The following is an 18418-nucleotide window of genomic DNA, read 5'->3' as shown; positions in this document are numbered from 1 at the left end:
AAATAAAATACTATTCTCAATAAATCCCTCATCTCTTTCACTTTTTCAAACGTGAAAACGACAATTTGATAAATAAAAAAACTCCTCTGCCACAAATAGCAGAAGGAGTTTTTTTCATGATCGTTTAATGAAATTTTGCTTCATTGCTTTGCTGCTGATGTTTTAGCAACCCATCAATGGACAGCATCTTACTGCCGCTGAGTGTTAAATAAAGGGCCATGACAAGCAGCGATAGTTCAAATTCATAACCACCAACAAATCCTTTAGAAAAACCAACCGTAATAATCGCCACAGCCATAATTGGTACAAATAATGCTGCGAAAATACGTGTTCCTAGACCTAAAATCAAGGCGATACCACCGACCAGCTCAATTGTCTTTACAATATAGGCCATAAATTCCGGTACACCGATTTGTCCAAAGAATGCCGCTGTTCCTCCCAGACCTCCTTGATATGCCTGAAGTCCGTGTAGAAAGAAGATAATACCTAAAATAACACGTACAAAAAGTGTTCCTATTTCTTGATTCGTTTTCATATAGTGATTTCCTCCTGTTTTTACACTACATAATGTAATGTTAATAAGTAAAAAAAATTAGTAATTTAGGTTAAGCATAATCATTAAGGCCACCATGAGAATGGTTGATGTGACAATGGGAATGATGGGTACATTGAAAGGAATATTGTATGTTGGATTTAAGATCTTCTGTATTCTTAAATTCAATGCCCGATCTCCAAAGGATACCGCAAACTTCGTTTGTTTTTGAAACTGCGTTCTCTTTTTAATCAGCTTCAAAAGGGCTTGCCCTACTCCAAGCTCAGTGCCTGTCTGCCGAATCGCATAGTCATCTGCGATCACTTCACGAAAAACGGAATAGCTTTGTCTCATATGCTTTAACACTGGAATGTACCAAATGACTTTTGTGAGCATTGAGAATGTGAAAGCCTTTAAAGGATCATAGCTGTATTTGTGGTGTAATTCATGATAAACAACAGCGTCAATCTCCTCTTCATCCAGCATGTCCATGAGAGACGTTGATAAGTAAACCTTTGGGTGAAGCATCCCCATGGCAAAAGCAAGCGGTTCATGACAATGAAACACAATGATGTCATTTGCATATTTCTCAGATAAAGATTCGGTCGAGTGGTAATCGACTGCAAGCATCAGATTTTGCTTGAATTGAATGTACGTTTTGATTTGCTTCGTCATATAGAAAATCGCAAATCCCAGTGTGTAGAGGACTAAAGCATCTAGAAAATATTTCAAAGGAGTGAATCCATAGAATTCGAGAACAGACTGGCATACATGAATAAGATTATATGCTTGATTCCAGCCAAAAAAGCTTGAAAGCACGTAATAACCCATCTGATAAAAAATCGTTAAACCAATCAATATACCGCCTAAAAACAGCAGGCTCGATTTCATTTTATTCATTTTGCTGCTCCTCTTTTTTGGATGCCAGCCTTGCTTCAAGCACTTTGAGTAATTCAGGGTCAGCACTTTCAATTGCATCCACCATATGATTCACTGCCAGTGGACCAAAATCGTCCATCAGCCCTTGGGTAATCCATTTTGTCTGCTCATTTAGAAATTCTTCTTTTGTTAAAATGGGATTATAAATAGATGAACGCCCTTTTGTTTTCTTCTCGACAATTCCCTTTTCGGTTAAGCGGTTCAGCACAGTCATCACCGTGTTGAAATTAATCGGCTTCTCATCTGACAGCTTCTGCTGCACTTCTTTAATCGGCATACCCTCACCTTGATAAAGGATCTCCATAATCCTTCCCTCTAAAGGACCGAAAAAGCGATTCAAACCCTTTTCATTATATTTAAAAGAAGGAATTTTCATGTCATCACCTCACACTAAGGATTGTAGTGTAATTGAAAATGATAGTCAACAGATAACCAAAATAGGGGAAAATCGTTGCATATTACCTTGCTTCTTGGTAAAAATTACGAACCTATTTATATCAATAAGCAATCTGATTCTCGATAAGATAATCTTATGAAATTGGTAAAAAAATTCGTATTTTATTTATAGAGACTTTTGTATTATAGTGAAGATAACAACATTTCACTTACTGAACAAATTTATAGGAAGAAGGTTTACATGTGATGAAACAAGGAAACAGCCTTCGAACCGATCTCATTTTGATCGCGATAAGCGGTTTAGGTGGATTTCTTTTGTCTTTAACAGGAATGTCTATTGGCTGGATGATCGGAACATTAATCACGGCTGCATTTATTGCCATGCGACGTCCCGCCCTGTTTCAGCGTAAAGGAAACAACACCTTGCGTATCCACAGCAGATGGCTACTCCTTGGTCAATTTATTCTCGGAATCGAACTCGGACAGAAAATGAACATGAAAGTTCTTCATATTTTCACTGAACATTGGCTCCCTGTGAGTTTCATGCTCGTTTTTTCTATTCTACTGGCGATGCTCTCTGGCTTTGCCTTATGGAAGCTGAGTAAAACAGATATGCTGACCAGCTTTGTCGGAACAGCACCAGGCGGTTTATCTGCTATGCCAGGGATTGCCCAAGAGGTTGGAGCAAATACAGCCGTTGTCAGTCTCGTACAAACAACACGTGTATTAATGGTGGTACTCACCATCCCATTTACGGTGTTCTATTTAAATACAAAAAATCCAGCGGATGCAGCTGCAACCGTGCAAGGGAGCGCCTTTTCATCCGGCGTTTTCACCCTGTCAAATATCTCGTGGAGTATCGCACTTATTTTAGGTGCCTGGCTTATGTCACGCCTCGCGGTTCGTCTTCATTTCCCTGCCCCTTGGCTGATTGGCAGTATGTTAGGAGTTGCAGCTCTTCAAGTAGGTGCAGGTGCGCTCATAGGTCATGATTTGATTCCTTACTGGCCAGCACAAGCGAATATCGCGTCACAGGTATTTCTAGGTGCAACCATCGGTTCAAAAATGAATAAACAGATGTTTGTCGGGCTAAAAAACACGTTAATTGTGGCCGTCGTCAGCTCAGCTGGACTGATTGCTGCAACGGTTCTCAGTTCAATTGCCATTGCAGAGGTCACAGGCATTTCTGTCATTACAGCCATTCTTGCCTTTTCGCCTGGCGGTATTGCAGAAATGGCAACAACAGCAGTCACACTCCATGAGGACTCAACCTTTGTAGTAGCTGTACAAGTCGTTAGAATCATTCTTGTCATTGCGATGCTGCCACCGTTTTTTCGATTCTTACATCATGTCTGGGCAAAAAGACATCCTGAATATAAAGCCGCAAAATAAAAAAAGAGGCGCTTTGCATGTGCAGAGCGCCTCTTCTTTTATTCATTCTGATTTCTTTTGACACCAACTACTTGATCCTTTGAAATCGTTCCAAAATGCCGGCTGTCGAAGCTATGTATTCGGTTATCTCCGATCACGAAGTAATGGTTTTTTTTGATTTTATCTTGTCCTGTGATAGCTTTCAGCTGAAAATCTCCTGTCAGGACATTCCCCATTTTATGTTTTTTCTGCTCTTTTAAATAGGGTTCTTTCCATTTTTCCCCATCGACAAATAACTGATCATCTACATACTTGATCGATTCTCCTGGGAGCCCAATGACCCGTTTGATCAAAATTTGATTTTTGGGTCCGTGAAATAATACATAATCAAACCGGCTAATTTTCGTGAGTTTTGGCGAGAACTTGTTGATTAATAATTCTGTTCCATCTGTAAATGTAGGGTCCATACTAACCCCTTCTACTTTATACTTCACAAACATGAAATTCTTTACCTGGAACAATAAGACGATGCATGTAATAATCATCAACCATAGCAATGGCTTCTTTTTCATTAAGAGCCTCCTTTGTCCTCACGCTTGCTCATTCGAATATTCAACCTATTTTCTACTCTCTTTCCAACATACCATAATAAAACGATAACTAGAACCGCAAAAACACTTCTTAACGGATTCTTTACTAAAGCAGAAAGATCATAACCGATAAAACTAATGATAAAGAGCATGACACACTTACCAGCTAAAGCAGCTAATGAAAATTGCCACATGCTAATTCTTGATAAGCCTGCGACAACATTGACAGCCGCAGAAGGTGTAAAAGGAAAGCAGAGTAAAATAAATAACGGACCAAATCCCCGCTTCTCTACCCAAAGCATCAATTTCTTAATGGAAGGGTGTCTGCTGATAAAGTTCAGCATTCTCATCTGTCCAAATTTTCTGATCAGTAAAAAGACAAGAATAGACCCTGCACTTGCACCGATCCAGGTTAATAAAAAGCCTTCCCAAAGGCCGAATGCATTTGCATTGGCCACCGCAAACGCCACAAGTGGTAAAAACGGAAGAAATGCTTCAATCAGAGGAAGCAATATAGCGACAATTGGTCCAAAAGCCTTGTAGCTTTCAAAAAATGATGTGATATTTTCATGAGTAAATAGAGAAAGAAATGATGTCAACTTGTTTGACTCCTTCAAGGTTTGTCTACATTTCATTTTACATAGAAAACATAAAAATATACAAATGAATCCCACTCGCCCCCTTGAGATTGTTTGACTCATTCGATATAATAAACAAGAACATTTGTTCTATTCATAAAGAAAGCAGGCTTGGACATGACAAGACTATCAAGAATACAGCTTCAGATGATGGAACAGGCCATCTTTCTTCCAATGGTCATCTCCATCCTCAATCGTGACCTGACACACTTAAAACAACATCAAACATTTAAACTAAATGAACCATACATTCAGCTTGTGACCTCTGTGTTAAAGGAAGCACAGAAAGCACTTTACGAACTGAAGCAGCATTTACGTAAAGAAAATATGAAAGTACAGCAAATTGAACACGATGAAGGATTTACAACGTATCTATTTATCATAAATGGCTATGAAGAAAAGCATAAATACTTTAATCCGCGTATACGTCACCGGGTAGAGGAACTGCTGACTGCATATTTTCTGCATCAAGCAAATTAACTTCTTGCTGAAATGCGGCGCGGTACCCATGCAAAAAAAGCCTGCCGCGGCGGCAGGCTCCTTCTTATTTATGATAATTCAAGCTGTTTTCTCAGCTCTGTTCTAACTTCTTCTAATCCTGGTCCATCTAACTCAAAGTAATACACATTCCCAGGCTGATAATCATGGCCCTTTAGCTGAATCGTATCCACTGATTTCAATGAGCTCAGTAATGGAAAAAGACCGATGAACTGTTTCATGGAAAGGTTGGTTGAGACATTATCACCAAGCGTATCAATGATGTTGTCGTATGACGGGATCGAAGAAATCGATTTAGATTTTTCAAAGATGGCTTGAAGTGCTTCCATTTGGCGCTTTCCGCGCATGAGATCACTATCAGCCTTTCTCGTTCTCACAAAGGCTAAAGCTTCTTCGCCATTCAGTCTATGAGTGCCTGTTTGCACTTGAACTTTTCCCTTTGAATCCTTTTCCATCTGTTTTGCGATGCTTTCATCTTCAATCGTTACGTCAATTCCATTTAGCTCATCCACAATGTCTTGAAACGCCTTAAAGTTCCCTGAAATCACATAGTCTACAGGAATGTTCAACAAGTTTTCGACCGTTTTGACTGACAAATCTGCACTCCCAAACGCATGGGCGTGAGCAATTTTATCATATCCTCTTCCCGGTATATCTACATAAGAATCACGAGGAATACTGAGAAGCTTAATGGTTTTGTCTGTTCGGTTCACCGCCGCCAGTAAGACCGCATCACTTCTTGCTTCATCTACCGTTTCACCTGGACGGCTGTCAATTCCAAGCAGCAGCACCGAAAAGCTGTCCTTTCCTGGATCAAAAGCTTTCACACGCTTTTGCGAGGTGTCTCCTCTTTCTAATGATACTTGCGCCTTATTCGACGCTTTTGAAATTTTATAGTATGCGTATCCAGTCACGGACACTGCCATCACCATGACAAATGCCATGATAAACAGCACGGCTTTTACCCAAGGCCTTAGTCTTCTTTTTGATCTTTTTTCCTTCATCCTTTCCGAACCCTCACTCTATCTTAGTCTATCAATGTAGGTTCCACTATAACATATTTTGATGAAAGTTTCCTGCACGCAACATATTTTTATGAATCCACAATAAAAAATTATTTAAACAGCTGAGGGCTCACCTATTTATAATCTAATGAAACATTCAAGAACCGAAAATTCAAAAAAACAGCCTGCGGCAGCGGCTGCTTTTTCTCTTATTGAATATTCAATTGAAATTGTCCATTCAGTTCTTCTTCTGCTTCTTGAAATAACTGACGCAAGCTCTCAGCATAATCACCAAGAGCGTCTTTGCTCGTTTGAAAATTCACCCATGTCAGTTCTACTGGAAGAGTCACCTCTCCTGTCAAACAGTCCCAAAGGGCATCAAGGTTTTTCCCATAATAGTCAGGAAAGTGTAAAACTGTTTTTAGCTGGTCATGAAGCTCTTCTTGCGACCTGCACGCTGCGCCATCAAGCTGCACTTTTTTCATGTTCATCTTCCCCTCTCCTCTCTATATTTTAAACGAATTGGAAGAGAAAGAGAAAGATGGACATCTTACTTTTGTTTCTGCCCGACACCTGAGATCAACAAAATGAGAAAGGCAGCAAAAGAAGCTTGCGTTGGCATTTATCCATTAAGTCCTTATTGTTTCGAAAGGGATTACTGGTAGAATTCGCCTGTACGGACGAAAGCATGATTCAATAGGGCGTACGCCGTTTAAAGAAAATCCTTCACATCTAAAAAAGTCTGGAAGGTTTACTTCCAGGCTTTTTTAGGATGATTGCTGAATCTGACCTACTTCTTCAATAAATGCGGATGTCTGCTGCAAGCCATCCTGAAAATGATGGGTAGCGGAAATAAACAGCTTTTCTTGATCGGGATGCTTCAAGAGCTTTTCCACCTTACTGATCCCTTTTTCAAATGAAGCAAGGCCTGTCTTTAATTGTTGATCGGCCTTTTGGTAAGCAGCTGGAACTTCTTGATGATCAAGCCCTTTTTGAATCACACGATCAAATGCTTTCGTCGCTTCTGTCAATTTTTTATTTGTTTGGATCTTTCCATGTCCATCTGAGATAAACTGACCGGTCATATTTTCATATGCTTTATTTAACTCATCCATATAAGACTGCACCCATTGTTCATAAGCAGCTTCTTTTGTGTCTTGCTTTGAAGGCGGCTGACCTGCTTGCTGACAGGCTGCTAGTAATGTCAAAGTTAGGATAAATAGCAGCACCAAATGTGATTGTTTTTTCATACAGAGCCTCCATTTCTTTATCCCATTCGTTCATATCGGTCAAATATAAGCATCCTTTACCACATAAGATTTCTTTTATTGTAACAGACAAGCTCGTGTCTCTTCTGTGATTTATGGATAAATGAATGAAAATATGTCTAAGGATTCACATTTCCCTGTCATTTCCCAAACAACCAATAGACGATGAGACATACGTATTTGGTTTCAATGAATTCTTCTTTATGATGTAGCGGCGCCTTTTTGCATTTCATTCATGCTGGATAAGAGGTCCAGCGGCTGCTCTGCCGCTGGCTTTTGACTAATATTTGTTTCGAAGCTCCCTTAATATAAAATCGTATACGAGATTGAGCTGCTGTTCTTTTGGATACAGCATAAATTCTTGTTTCTTCGGAAGACCTCCATCGAGACGATCTTGAAATTTCGTTCGGAGATATGCTGTCCGGTGCACCTGACTCTCAAATGATTTATATGAGACATCAAGTTTGACGGCTTGCTCGTTTGTAAAGGTGACCACCGTGTCTCCGAGGGATGATTCTTGGAAGGTATGAATGTATTTGTGGGAGATCCAGCCGCACTGAGGACGGTTGGATGAATAGGTTGGGAAAAAATACAGATGATTGGATGAGTCAATCACAATTGGGGGTTTGTGAGAAATTCCTGTTACTTCGTATGTTCCCGCCTTTCTGCCTGCATAGCTTGAGCCGAAGAATCTGCAGCTGCGTTCAATAATTTGCAGGGGTTTTAATTCAACGTAAAAGCTTGTCTCTCTTTCTATAACTTTTGAATATACTCTTTTTCCTTCTTCAACTGGAAGGACCGCCATTGTTGTTTGATTAATGACGTATGAATCTAAAGGTGTTTCACTAATTCCTGACACTTCATTTCCTCCTGTGTTAATATTTGGTTATTTGAGATACTATTAATCTATCACCAACATATAAGAAACGACAGGATTTTTTCAAAATTTATTAAAAATCATCTTTTTATCATATTTTTTAGTCCATTCGATCTATCGAAAAGCCATTTTTAAAGATATATCACATCCTGTCGATTGGACAAGAGGTGTCGATTCTGCTCAAAAATAAATTGTCTAAAAATTATAAATTTTTGTTGATTTTTTCTCCGCCAATCCATATACTATAAAAAAGGCATCGGGGGGATTCTTTATGAAAGAGAAAAAAACGTATGCTGAGCTCATGAAGTCCCGCAACACCCAAAAAACCGAAGAAAACGGCGTCACCATTTTAGACATCTATATTCAAATGGTTTTAGATGAGGCGCTTTATAAACAGCGCTTAACCTTCCTAAGAGAAGAGATTGATAAGGCACTGGATCAGCGTGATGAAAAGCGATTCAATGACTTGTCAGCTCAATATGCAGAACACTGCTTACATCAATCATGATGATTTTACTTGCGGCAGAGAGACAGTAACTCGTCTCTTTACCGCAAGTTTTTTGTTTATCCATTTAAAATGGTCCCGCCATTCACATGCAGCATTTGTCCATTCATATAAGATGAGTCTTCGCTCGCTAAAAATAAATAACTTGGCGCAAGCTCTACTGGCTCACCAGGACGTTCCATTGGGACATCTCCGCCAAATTCAGAGACTTCTTTTTCCGTAAAGGTTGAGGGAATCAGCGGTGTCCAAATAGGACCGGGAGCTACTCCATTCACTCTAATCCCTTGTTTAATGAGCGATAAAGATAATGATCTCGTAAAGGTGACGACCGCCCCTTTTGTGGATGAATAATCGATCAATGTTTCATGCCCTTTATAGGCGGTGACAGAGGCTGTATTAATGATACTGCTTCCTTTTTTTAAATGAGGAAGAACAGCCTTTGTTAAATAAAACATGGCAAAAATATTCGTTTGAAACGTCCGAAGAAGCTGATGCGAGGTAATTTGCTCAATGCTTTTTTGTGGATGCTGTTCCCCGGCGTTATTCACCAAAATATCAATGGAACCGAAGGCATCTTTTGTTTTTTTGACGACCTCATTAGAAAAAGCCTCATCCCCTAAATCACCTGCAATTAAGATGACACGGCCTCCCGCTTTCTCAATATAGTCCTTCGTCTCCTCGGCATCACGATGTTCACTTAAGTAAACAATGGCGACATTGGCACCTTCCTTCGCAAATAAAACAGAGACTGCTCTTCCAATCCCGCTGTCTCCACCTGTCATAATGGCTGTTTTTCCTGCTAACTTTTTATTCTGCACCTCACGATCAAAGACAGGTCTAGGGTTCATTTTATATTCAAGACCCGGACGTTCATTTTGGTGCTGAGGCGGTAATGTTTTCTTCGGCTGCTTTGTTGACACGTTAGTCCACTCCTTCCTTTTATCTTGTTTATTTTTATGTGCTGGCTGCTTTTTTATGTATGACGCCCCTGTTTCCTTTCAGATGTATGATTTTCAGCATTGTGGAAAAATTATACACAACAAATCATTGGAGGCGACAACATGGAACAAGAACATAAAGGAATGGAACAGGCAAAATCGTTATGGCTGGCGGATAGTCAGAAGCATTCTTTTCCTGCTGTCAGTGAAGATCTCACAGCAGATGTGATCATTGTCGGCGGCGGTATTACCGGTATCGCTGCGGCGTTTGAAATGACAGAGCGAGGACTAGATGTGATCATCATTGATGCCGAACAATTGCTGCAAGGCACGACCGGACACACAACGGCTAAAATCACCTCACAGCATGATGTGTACTATTATGAGCTGATTCAACAAATTGGGATGCCAAAAGCACGTTTGTATGTAGAAGCAAATGAGAAAGCAAAAGACCTCATTCAAGCTCGTATCAAAGAGCACGACATCGATTGTCAGCTAGAGATAAAAGATGCTTACCTTTATACAAAGGAAGAAAGCGGTGTAAAAAAGTTAAAGAAGGAATTAGATGCCTACAAACAGCTTGGTATTGACCGGGAATGGAAAACAAAGCTTCCTTTTGACGCTGACATTAAAGCAGCCCTTGCGATGACCAATCAGGCACAGTTTCATCCCCTTCATTATCTCAATGCGCTAATCGACAAGCTCCTAGAGCGAGGTGTACGTATCTTTGAACAAACAACCGCTGTTGATGTAAAAGAAGGGAACCGCCCTGCTGTCGTCACAAAAAGCGGATATCATCTGACAGGGCGCTATGTCATTTCATGCTCACACTTTCCTTTTTATGATGGAAAAGGACTTTATTTCACCCGTATTCATCCAGAGCAATCCTATGTCGTAGCAGCTAAAACAACCAAACCACTCACAGACGGAATGTACCTAGGAATTGACCAGCCTGCTCACTCTTTAAGAACGGCAGAATGGGACGGAGAAGAAGTAGTCCTCATCGGAGGAGAAGGCCATAAAACAGGACAAGGCGGAGATGAATCCGCTCACTATGAAGGACTAGAAACGTTTGGAGATGCCACCCTCGGAATAGAAGAAGTGCTGTATCGCTGGTCAACCCACGATATGGTCACAATGGATCAAATCCCTTACATTGGCCGCCTGACCAAACACCACCAGAATATCTTTGTAGCAACCGGCTTTAGAAAATGGGGCATGACTACAAGCCACGTCGCTGCCACTCTTATCGGTGATTTAATTGAAGGTAAATCGAATCCATACGAATCAATCTTTACGCCATCAAGACCTGTTACTGACTCTTTCGTCAAAGATTTCGTTAAAGAAAATGCCAATGTCGCTGCCAAGCTGATCAGTGGTAAATTCAAACGAACTGATCAAACAATCGATGATTTAAAACCAGGTGAGGGCGGCATTATCTCGTATGAACATAAAAAGTGCGGCGCCTATAAATCAGAGGATGGGAATGTCTTTCTAGTCGATACAACATGTACTCACCTAGGCTGTGAAGTGGCTTGGAATAATAGTGACCGCACTTGGGACTGTCCGTGTCACGGTTCACGTTTTTCCATTACTGGAGAAGTAGTAGAAGGCCCTGCTAAAAAACCACTAAAAAGGTCATATAAAGAACAGTAAAATTTCACTCGTCCCCCCCTTTAAAAAATCCAATATTATCCGATAAAAAACATAAAGTCTGATATTTTTGATGATTATGGGGGGACAAACACATTGTTATTTAAAAAAGAACCGAAAAGAAAAAACACTGCTTTTTTCACACAGCAGGATGATGGGATAAAACGAATCAACTTCTCGAACAATACGGACATCGCCAAACAAATCAAAATGATTGACCTGACGCAGCATGACCTATTGATATTAAAGCAGCTCAATCCAATTGTTCAGGATGATATTGCACATATTGTTGATAAGTTTTATAAAAATTTAGAAGTCGAGTCTTCCTTGATGCATATCATTCAAGACAATAGTTCTGTCGATCGTTTGAAAAAAACACTCCGCATTCATATTAGCGAAATGTTTGCAGGCGTGATTGACGAAGCCTATGTGGCAAAACGCATTAAAATTGCGCAAGTTCATTTACGGATTGGACTCCAGCCTAAATGGTACATGGCAGCATTCCAAGACCTTCTGCTATCAATTATGGATTTATTCGCTAACCATATCCAAGATTTCAAAGAATATCAGACAGCGGTCAAAGCGACGACGAAAATTTTAAATTTAGAGCAGCAGCTTGTTCTAGATACATTCCAAAATGAATATTCTAAAATTCGTGATGAAGCAGAAGAGCAGCAGCAGGAGCTTCATACAAAAATCACAGAGACTTCAAATTCGCTTGCTTCGCTCTTCTCAAACACAACAAGTGCGGTCGACAAGCTTGTCTCAAAATCGGATGAGATGGCGGACATGTCACAAGCTGGAACCCAAATTTCAGCACAGGTCGAAGAAAAATCAATCGGCGGTAAAAAAGAATTAGAAATTCAGCAAACACAAATGAATCAGATTGATGGCAGCATGACGAAGATTGAAACAGAAATTAAGCGTCTTGAGGAAATCGCCAAACAAATTGAACAAATCTTTGGGATTGTCACAGGCATTGCAGAGCAGACGAACTTGTTATCTTTAAATGCTTCAATCGAATCTGCACGAGCAGGAGAACATGGAAAAGGCTTTGCTGTCGTTGCAAACGAGGTGCGCAAATTATCAGAGGACACAAAGAAAACGGTTTCAACTGTATCTGAACTTGTCAACAATACCAATTCACAAATCGCCATTGTCTCTCAGCACATTGCGGACGTGAATTTACTTGTGACAGACAGTAAAGAAAAAATGACACAAATCAATTCACTCTTCGACGATATCGTCAGCAGCATGAACTTAAGCAAAAACCAAAACGGAAAAATTGAAATTGACCTTCAGACTTTCCTTAACGAATTGAAGGAAGTCAAACAAACGGTGTCTCAAGTTGCAAGCTCCGTCGAATCCTTAACAAGCCTGACAAATCGCTAATACAGTCTTTTTTCTTCTGCTTTAGTATAATAGAAGAAAAGATAGAAAAGGCGGGATTTGATTGACAACAATTTGCCTAGTCAGACACGGGGAAACAGATTGGAATGCAGCGAAACGAATTCAAGGACGAACAGATATCCCTTTAAACGACACAGGTAAATGGCAGGCTGAACAAACTGGACTTTACTTAAAGGATGTCCATTGGGATGTTGTCATTTCCAGTCCACTAACAAGGGCAAAAGAAACGGCACACTTGATTTTAAATCATGTCCATGCTCCACTTGTCATCATGGATGATTTTATAGAACGAGATTATGGTGACGCTGAAGGCATGTCGTTTGAGGAGCGGCAAAAGCTGTTTCCAGATAAACAGTATCCAAATATGGAACCAATTGAGACGATTCAAAACCGAATGCTAGAAGGTATTGAGAAAGTCAGAGCCGCCTATCCAGATCAACATGTCCTGATCGTGGCTCACGGAGCTGCTATCCATGCTTTACTCACCACTTTGGCAGATGAACATATGGGTCTACAGAACACGAGACTTGTTAATGCTTGCTTAAATTATGTGGAATGGTCAGATGGTAAATGGAAGGTCCGTGATTACAACGTGGTCAGCCATTTAACTCAATCCGCCCCTTCTTAAAGAGCCTGTTATCTGAGCAGGTTCTTTTTTATGGCAAAAACAATGATAAAATAATATTTTTTTATATCGAAATTCGAAATAGATGCTAGACGATTCTACCTATTTTATGGCTTTTCGGGTATCGAATATTTAACCGGAAATGGATCATGAGAAAAAAAGCACACTCCCTTTTTAATAGAACATCGCTGAAATGATAGAATAAACATATTTTACCACCAGTTCCAAGTGACTTAATTCCCCAATTTTCGCTAGGACTTTCACAAAAATTCGGGTCTACTCTTATTTGCCTACTTCCCTTAAACTGAATATACAGAATAATCAAACGGTTCATTCTTATAGACTACGGATGATTATTCTGAAATAAGAAAAAAGGGATGTGGAATGTGCGTGAAAAAGAAAAATGTGATGACAAGTGTTTTATTGGCTGTCCCTCTTCTGTTTTCAGCAGGGTTTGGAGGATCCATGGCAAATGCCGAAACGGTCTCCAAAACAGATAGTGAAAAAAGCTATATTGTTGGTTTTAAAGCCTCTGCCACCACAAACAGCTCTAAGAAACAAGCTGTCGTTCAAAATGGTGGAAAACTAGAAAAACAATACCGCCTCATTAATGCTGCACAAGTGAAAATGTCCGAACAAGCCGCCAAGAAACTTGAACATGACCCTAGCATTGCTTACGTAGAAGAAGACCATAAAGCAGAAGCATATGCACAAACCGTCCCTTATGGAATCCCTCAAATCAAAGCTCCAGCTGTACACGCTCAAGGTTATAAAGGTGCTAATGTCAAAGTAGCTGTCCTTGATACTGGAATCCACGCTGCACACCCTGACTTAAATGTTGCAGGCGGTGCGAGCTTCGTCCCTTCAGAGCCAAATGCCACCCAAGACTTTCAATCACATGGAACTCACGTAGCTGGAACCATTGCTGCCCTTGATAACACAATTGGTGTTCTTGGGGTCGCTCCAAGCGCTTCCCTATATGCTGTGAAAGTATTAGACCGTAATGGCGACGGACAATACAGCTGGATTATTAGCGGTATTGAATGGGCTGTAGCGAATAACATGGATGTCATCAATATGAGCTTAGGCGGACCAAACGGCTCCACAGCGCTTAAAAATGCTGTTGACACAGCGAATAACCGCGGAGTAGTTGTCGTTGCCGCAGCAGGAAATTCAGGTTCATTTGGCTCTACTAGCACCGTTGGCTATCCAGCAAAATACGATTCTACAATTGCTGTTGCCAATGTAAACAGTAACAATGTCAGAAACTCATCTTCTAGCGCAGGTCCTGAATTAGATGTTTCTGCACCTGGTACTTCTATTTTAAGTACAGTGCCAAGCAGTGGATACACTTCTTATACTGGAACATCTATGGCGTCTCCTCATGTAGCAGGAGCAGCAGCGCTTATCCTTTCTAAGTATCCGAATCTATCAACTTCTCAGGTTCGCCAGCGCTTAGAAAACACGGCAACACCGCTTGGTGACTCATTCTATTACGGAAAAGGGTTAATCAACGTTCAAGCGGCTTCTAACTAATCCAAATGTGATAATAAAAATCCGGCTGATCCAGCCGGATTTTATTTATTCCTGCTTTTTCGGCGTTTTCTCTTTTTCCGCTGCTTTTTCCATATCCATAATTCTTTCCATCATGGTCGGGTGTCCATAGCGGAAAATCTTCACTAGAAATGGTGGATTCACCTGGGAGAGCCCTGATTTTGCAAGCTTTTGAAAAGACGTTACGCCTGCATTCCCGTCTTTTGTCATGTTCACCGCATATTCGTCGGCTGCCCGTTCTTGATGCCTTGACACTGCATTTGTAAAAGGTGAAGCTGCAAATGACAGCATGGATACGATGATTAAAAGAAGCGGAAGAGCAGCGATGTCGTTAGACACCTTGAGTCGAAATGAGGCTGCTCCTTTTTGATAAAGATAAAAATAAAGACGGTCGATTACAAAAAATCCGGCCAGTGACAGCACTAAATATCCTGCTAGACCGATATACACATGCTTCATCACGTAATGTCCCATCTCATGCGCCATGATAAATAAAATTTCGCGGTCTTTCAGCTTTTGAAGTGTTGTATCCCATAAAACAATACGCTTATTTTCACCTATTCCGGTGACATATGCGTTCATCGTATTCGTTTTTTCAGACATATTGACCTCGTATACATGATCTGCCGGAATATGCGCTTTGTCTGCCAGCGTTAATATCTTCTTCTCTAGGGCTTGATCCTTTAGTGGATAAAAATTGTTATATAACGGATCAATGACGACCGGCTGTATAAAGAAGAGAAACAGCGTAACTGGGACTGTCAAACACCACGCATACAGCCACCAGCGCTTTCTTCTCTTTTGAATCAGCCAAAAGAACACAATAGCACAAAGGGCAAGGAGCGGATATTGAATCCAAAAATCCAGTGTTTGATCTTTCAACCAGCTTGCCGTACTTTGTGAAGATACTCCGTAGTGTAAAGACAGCTGATAGCCAATCCATTTAATTGGGAATGAAATGATCATTGTTAAAAGTGACAGCACAAACACATACACAAGTTTGCTTAAAAACTTGAAACGGGCTGCTGCCAAGCTCCAGTCTGCTATTTTCCGTGAAAACCCTGAAATGAGCAAAAGAAAAAAGACATACCAATCTAATGGGATGGTTATGAAATACAGCAGGTTCCGTATGTTCGAGAAATTCTCACTGATCACAAGCTCATGGCTTGTCATAAAAGTATGCGGATCTGCACTTGTCTCTTTTATACTTTCAGGTACCGATGAATCCCCCATTAGAAACAAATACGAATAAATAAAAAGACCGTACAATATGTATGCTACCGTTACAAGAGCTATCCATTTACGTACTCGCACAGGTCAGCCTCCTTTCCATCCCTCTCTCTATTCTAGTCGCGCATTTTTTCGTTTAGAACCTGTCTCATGTGGCTCCATCATAGCATGCCCCATCTGAAAAAGCTTTCGCGAAAAAAATGATTATGCGGCTCAAAAATCGGAGAAGCTACATGTAAAACAGTAAGTTGGAGGATCAAAATGAAGAAAATCCTTGCAGGAGTTGTGATTTTTGGACTTTTATTAATCACTTTCTTTTATGTGTTCAGCCGGACGAGCGAAATCTTTGATGAGAATCGAGCAGAAAAATTGCTGCTCTCACCTGCGAATGAATCAATCTCTTATGAAATAGATGATAAGGACACAGCAGAAGATTTAATTGAAGAATTAAATAAAGGCAAACAAACAAGCAATCATCTCAAGAAAAATTTAAAAAAGCCTGATTATATCGCCAAGGTGATGTTCGGACGAACAAACGGCACCACCTTCCAGCTTTGGACCAACCGATCACAGGTCGTTTTTTTAGTTGATGGAACGTTTTATGAACTGAATCAAAAACAGTCGAATTCTTTTCAGAGACAGTTAAAAGAAGCCATTCAAAAGAGCTAAAATGTCTTTGAGAGAAAACCTTGAATTGCGGGGATTTGTCTACATGCTAAGGGAGCCTCCTCATCAGAGACTCCCTTTTTTTATTTACTTTCTTCTGCTTGATACTTTTCTCTTAGCGCTCTTCTTAAAATTTTACCTGTTGTGTTTTTAGGAATATCATCTATGAAATGGATCGTTTGGGGCTGCTTATATTTTGCTAAATAGCGTGAACAATGTGTGATGATGTCTTCTTGATTGATGTGAGCATGTTTCTTAGGGGAAATGTAACAGACGACTGCCTCTCCTGTGTTTGGGTCTGGCACACCGATGACAACGGCTTCTGCTACACCTTCATGTTGATATAGTACTTCTTCTACTTCTCTTGGATAAACATTATAACCGCCAACAAGAATCATATCCTTTTTCCGATCGACAATGTAAATATATCCGTCTTCATCTCTTCTCGCCAAATCGCCAGTATACAGCCAGCCGTCTCTTAGTGCAGCTTCCGTATCTTCTGGCATTTGATAATAGCCTTTCATGATGTTTGGCCCTTTTGCTATCAGCTCTCCGACTTCATTAGGACCGACTTCTTCTCCAAGTTCATTCACAATTTTATTCTTCACATTCATAATGTCAGTTCCGACAGAACCCGGTTTTCTTTTTCCGTCAAGAGGATTGAATGCAGTCACTGGAGATGCCTCTGATAACCCATAGCCCTCAAGGACCGTAACTCCGAACTTTTTCTCAAAGCCATGCAGTAAGGCAACAGGCATTGAGGCACCGCCTGATATACAGATCCTCACAGATGACATCGCTTCATTATGCCCCTCCTGTCGGTACAAATAGTTATACATGGTGGGCACACCAACAAATAGCGTTGGCTTCTCTTTTTCCATCATGCGCAAAAGCTCTGACGGGCTGAAAAGCGGCAAGACATAAATCGTCGCACCATGAATCAACGGCGCATTCATACAGACTGTTAAACAAAATACATGGAACATTGGCAAAGCGGCAATGACCTTGTCCTTTTTATCAATCGATAAATACTCAGCGACATCTCTGGCATTTGAATAAAGGTTGAAATGAGTCAGCATGGCACCTTTTGGTTTTCCTGTCGTGCCAGATGTAAATAAAATAACAGCGGTATCATCTGGCTGAATGGAAGGGTGTACGTTTTCATTCGCAGCACCTGTCACAAGCTTTCCAAAGAAAACAAGCCGATCAGATACTTCCTTGAAGCTTGATCTGCACGCCGCTTCATTTTCTGCACAAATAATGACTCTTTCAATGGAAGGAAGCTGCTCATACACCTGCTCGTACACTGGCAGAAGCTGTTCAGGCGCAACAATCCCTTTAACATCACCTGTGATGAGCATATATCCAATTTCACTAGGTGTGTATGTTGGGTTAATAGGCACAACGACAAGCCCTGCCTTTAATGCGCCAAAAAAAGAAATGACAAAATGCGGTGAATTTCCTAAAATAAGCGCGATATGATCCCCGGCTTGAAACCCTTCGCTCACTAATCCATCTGCAAAACGCTCGATACTTGTCATCAGCTCTCGATAGGTCCACTTCTTTCCTTCAAAGATCAATGCGATATTTTCTCCCTTCGTCATCGCCGTCTGCTGAAGATTTTTGATCAAATCCATTCTCCCACCCCTTACATGTCATCAATGAATGAATGGCCATTCATTTTATGGCCGAACATTCCTCCTTTCTATTATAATCGACAATCG

Annotated in this window: 20 protein-coding genes; 8 read left to right on the top strand and 12 right to left on the bottom strand. The window is 40.6% G+C overall.

Going from position 1 to position 18418, the window contains the following annotated elements; translation table 11 throughout:
- Positions 1 to 124: 124 nt before the first annotated feature.
- Genes MHB69_RS05110 through MHB69_RS05100 form a run of 3 tightly spaced genes read right to left on the bottom strand, consistent with a single transcriptional unit; the run spans position 125 to position 1847 of the window.
- On the bottom strand, positions 125 to 535 hold the full coding sequence (locus tag MHB69_RS05110; protein WP_034282155.1) for a DoxX family protein: 411 nt from the start codon (positions 533 to 535) through the stop codon (positions 125 to 127).
- 57 nt (positions 536 to 592) lie between these two features.
- On the bottom strand, positions 593 to 1432 hold the full coding sequence (locus MHB69_RS05105; protein WP_034282157.1) for a M56 family metallopeptidase: 840 nt from the start codon (positions 1430 to 1432) through the stop codon (positions 593 to 595).
- Positions 1425 to 1847, bottom strand: coding sequence for a BlaI/MecI/CopY family transcriptional regulator (locus MHB69_RS05100; RefSeq protein ID WP_034282159.1), 423 nt, complete (start codon positions 1845 to 1847; stop codon positions 1425 to 1427). Before MHB69_RS05100 ends, MHB69_RS05105 begins: the two co-directional genes overlap by 8 nt.
- Before the next feature lie 266 nt (positions 1848 to 2113).
- Between MHB69_RS05100 and MHB69_RS05095 the strand changes: the two genes are divergently transcribed.
- Positions 2114 to 3259: an AbrB family transcriptional regulator gene (locus MHB69_RS05095; RefSeq protein WP_034282161.1), complete on the top strand. Its 1146-nt coding sequence runs from the start codon at positions 2114 to 2116 to the stop codon at positions 3257 to 3259.
- A gap of 38 nt (positions 3260 to 3297) precedes the next feature.
- Here the strand turns inward: MHB69_RS05095 and lepB are convergent, their stop codons facing one another.
- Complete coding sequence (lepB, locus tag MHB69_RS05090) at positions 3298 to 3810, bottom strand: signal peptidase I (RefSeq protein WP_034282162.1); 513 nt, start codon at positions 3808 to 3810, stop codon at positions 3298 to 3300.
- Complete coding sequence (locus MHB69_RS05085; protein ID WP_024425492.1) at positions 3810 to 4427, bottom strand: TVP38/TMEM64 family protein; 618 nt, start codon at positions 4425 to 4427, stop codon at positions 3810 to 3812. Before MHB69_RS05085 ends, lepB begins: the two co-directional genes overlap by 1 nt.
- Before the next feature lie 156 nt (positions 4428 to 4583).
- Between MHB69_RS05085 and MHB69_RS05080 the strand changes: the two genes are divergently transcribed.
- Positions 4584 to 4946, top strand: coding sequence for a hypothetical protein (locus MHB69_RS05080; RefSeq protein ID WP_034282166.1), 363 nt, complete (start codon positions 4584 to 4586; stop codon positions 4944 to 4946).
- Positions 4947 to 5014: 68 nt separating this feature from the next.
- Here MHB69_RS05080 and MHB69_RS05075 read toward each other — a convergent pair whose 3' ends face one another.
- The 4 genes from MHB69_RS05075 to MHB69_RS05060 form a co-directional block, all read right to left on the bottom strand.
- Positions 5015 to 5968 (bottom strand): LCP family protein, encoded by a 954-nt coding sequence (locus MHB69_RS05075; RefSeq protein ID WP_034282168.1) that lies wholly within the window; start codon positions 5966 to 5968, stop codon positions 5015 to 5017.
- A gap of 209 nt (positions 5969 to 6177) precedes the next feature.
- Positions 6178 to 6453 carry a barstar family protein gene (locus MHB69_RS05070; RefSeq protein ID WP_340900249.1) on the bottom strand — a complete coding sequence of 92 codons (276 nt, stop codon included), beginning with the start codon at positions 6451 to 6453 and terminating at the stop codon, positions 6178 to 6180.
- 282 nt (positions 6454 to 6735) lie between these two features.
- Positions 6736 to 7218, bottom strand: coding sequence for a hypothetical protein (locus MHB69_RS05065; protein WP_070325675.1), 483 nt, complete (start codon positions 7216 to 7218; stop codon positions 6736 to 6738).
- A gap of 298 nt (positions 7219 to 7516) precedes the next feature.
- Positions 7517 to 8095, bottom strand: coding sequence for a competence protein ComK (locus MHB69_RS05060; RefSeq protein WP_041117040.1), 579 nt, complete (start codon positions 8093 to 8095; stop codon positions 7517 to 7519).
- Between the two features lie 289 nt (positions 8096 to 8384).
- Between MHB69_RS05060 and MHB69_RS05055 the strand changes: the two genes are divergently transcribed.
- Positions 8385 to 8621 carry an IDEAL domain-containing protein gene (locus MHB69_RS05055; protein WP_008348804.1) on the top strand — a complete coding sequence of 79 codons (237 nt, stop codon included), beginning with the start codon at positions 8385 to 8387 and terminating at the stop codon, positions 8619 to 8621.
- A gap of 56 nt (positions 8622 to 8677) precedes the next feature.
- Here MHB69_RS05055 and MHB69_RS05050 read toward each other — a convergent pair whose 3' ends face one another.
- Complete coding sequence (locus MHB69_RS05050; RefSeq protein WP_342496061.1) at positions 8678 to 9538, bottom strand: SDR family oxidoreductase; 861 nt, start codon at positions 9536 to 9538, stop codon at positions 8678 to 8680.
- 141 nt (positions 9539 to 9679) lie between these two features.
- On the opposite strand from MHB69_RS05050, the gene MHB69_RS05045 reads away from it, so the two are divergent.
- The 4 genes from MHB69_RS05045 to MHB69_RS05030 all read left to right on the top strand — a co-directional run bounded on the left by MHB69_RS05045 (position 9680) and on the right by MHB69_RS05030 (position 14780).
- Complete coding sequence (locus MHB69_RS05045) at positions 9680 to 11212, top strand: FAD-dependent oxidoreductase (RefSeq protein ID WP_041117038.1); 1533 nt, start codon at positions 9680 to 9682, stop codon at positions 11210 to 11212.
- 93 nt (positions 11213 to 11305) lie between these two features.
- Entirely contained in the window at positions 11306 to 12601 is a 1296-nt protein-coding gene (locus MHB69_RS05040) for a globin-coupled sensor protein (protein ID WP_024426546.1), read from the top strand.
- Positions 12602 to 12662: 61 nt separating this feature from the next.
- Complete coding sequence (locus tag MHB69_RS05035) at positions 12663 to 13247, top strand: histidine phosphatase family protein (RefSeq protein WP_024426547.1); 585 nt, start codon at positions 12663 to 12665, stop codon at positions 13245 to 13247.
- A 387-nt stretch (positions 13248 to 13634) separates the two neighbouring features.
- Positions 13635 to 14780 carry a S8 family peptidase gene (locus MHB69_RS05030; RefSeq protein ID WP_041117216.1) on the top strand — a complete coding sequence of 382 codons (1146 nt, stop codon included), beginning with the start codon at positions 13635 to 13637 and terminating at the stop codon, positions 14778 to 14780.
- A 45-nt stretch (positions 14781 to 14825) separates the two neighbouring features.
- Here the strand turns inward: MHB69_RS05030 and MHB69_RS05025 are convergent, their stop codons facing one another.
- The gene (locus tag MHB69_RS05025) at positions 14826 to 16112 is read right to left on the bottom strand and encodes a M48 family metallopeptidase (RefSeq protein WP_034282187.1); all 1287 of its coding nucleotides are present in this window, start codon (positions 16110 to 16112) and stop codon (positions 14826 to 14828) included.
- 177 nt (positions 16113 to 16289) lie between these two features.
- On the opposite strand from MHB69_RS05025, the gene MHB69_RS05020 reads away from it, so the two are divergent.
- Entirely contained in the window at positions 16290 to 16697 is a 408-nt protein-coding gene (locus tag MHB69_RS05020; protein WP_034282188.1) for a hypothetical protein, read from the top strand.
- Positions 16698 to 16777: 80 nt separating this feature from the next.
- On the opposite strand, the gene MHB69_RS05015 is transcribed toward MHB69_RS05020, so the two are convergent.
- Positions 16778 to 18331 carry a fatty acid--CoA ligase family protein gene (locus MHB69_RS05015; protein ID WP_342496060.1) on the bottom strand — a complete coding sequence of 518 codons (1554 nt, stop codon included), beginning with the start codon at positions 18329 to 18331 and terminating at the stop codon, positions 16778 to 16780.
- Positions 18332 to 18418 lie beyond the last annotated feature (87 nt).

The organism is Bacillus sp. FSL K6-0994 (assembly GCF_038630815.1).
GTDB lineage: Bacteria > Bacillota > Bacilli > Bacillales > Bacillaceae > Bacillus > Bacillus safensis.
Note: the sequence above shows the minus strand (reverse complement) of the source record. Positions and strands in the feature narration are given on the sequence as shown.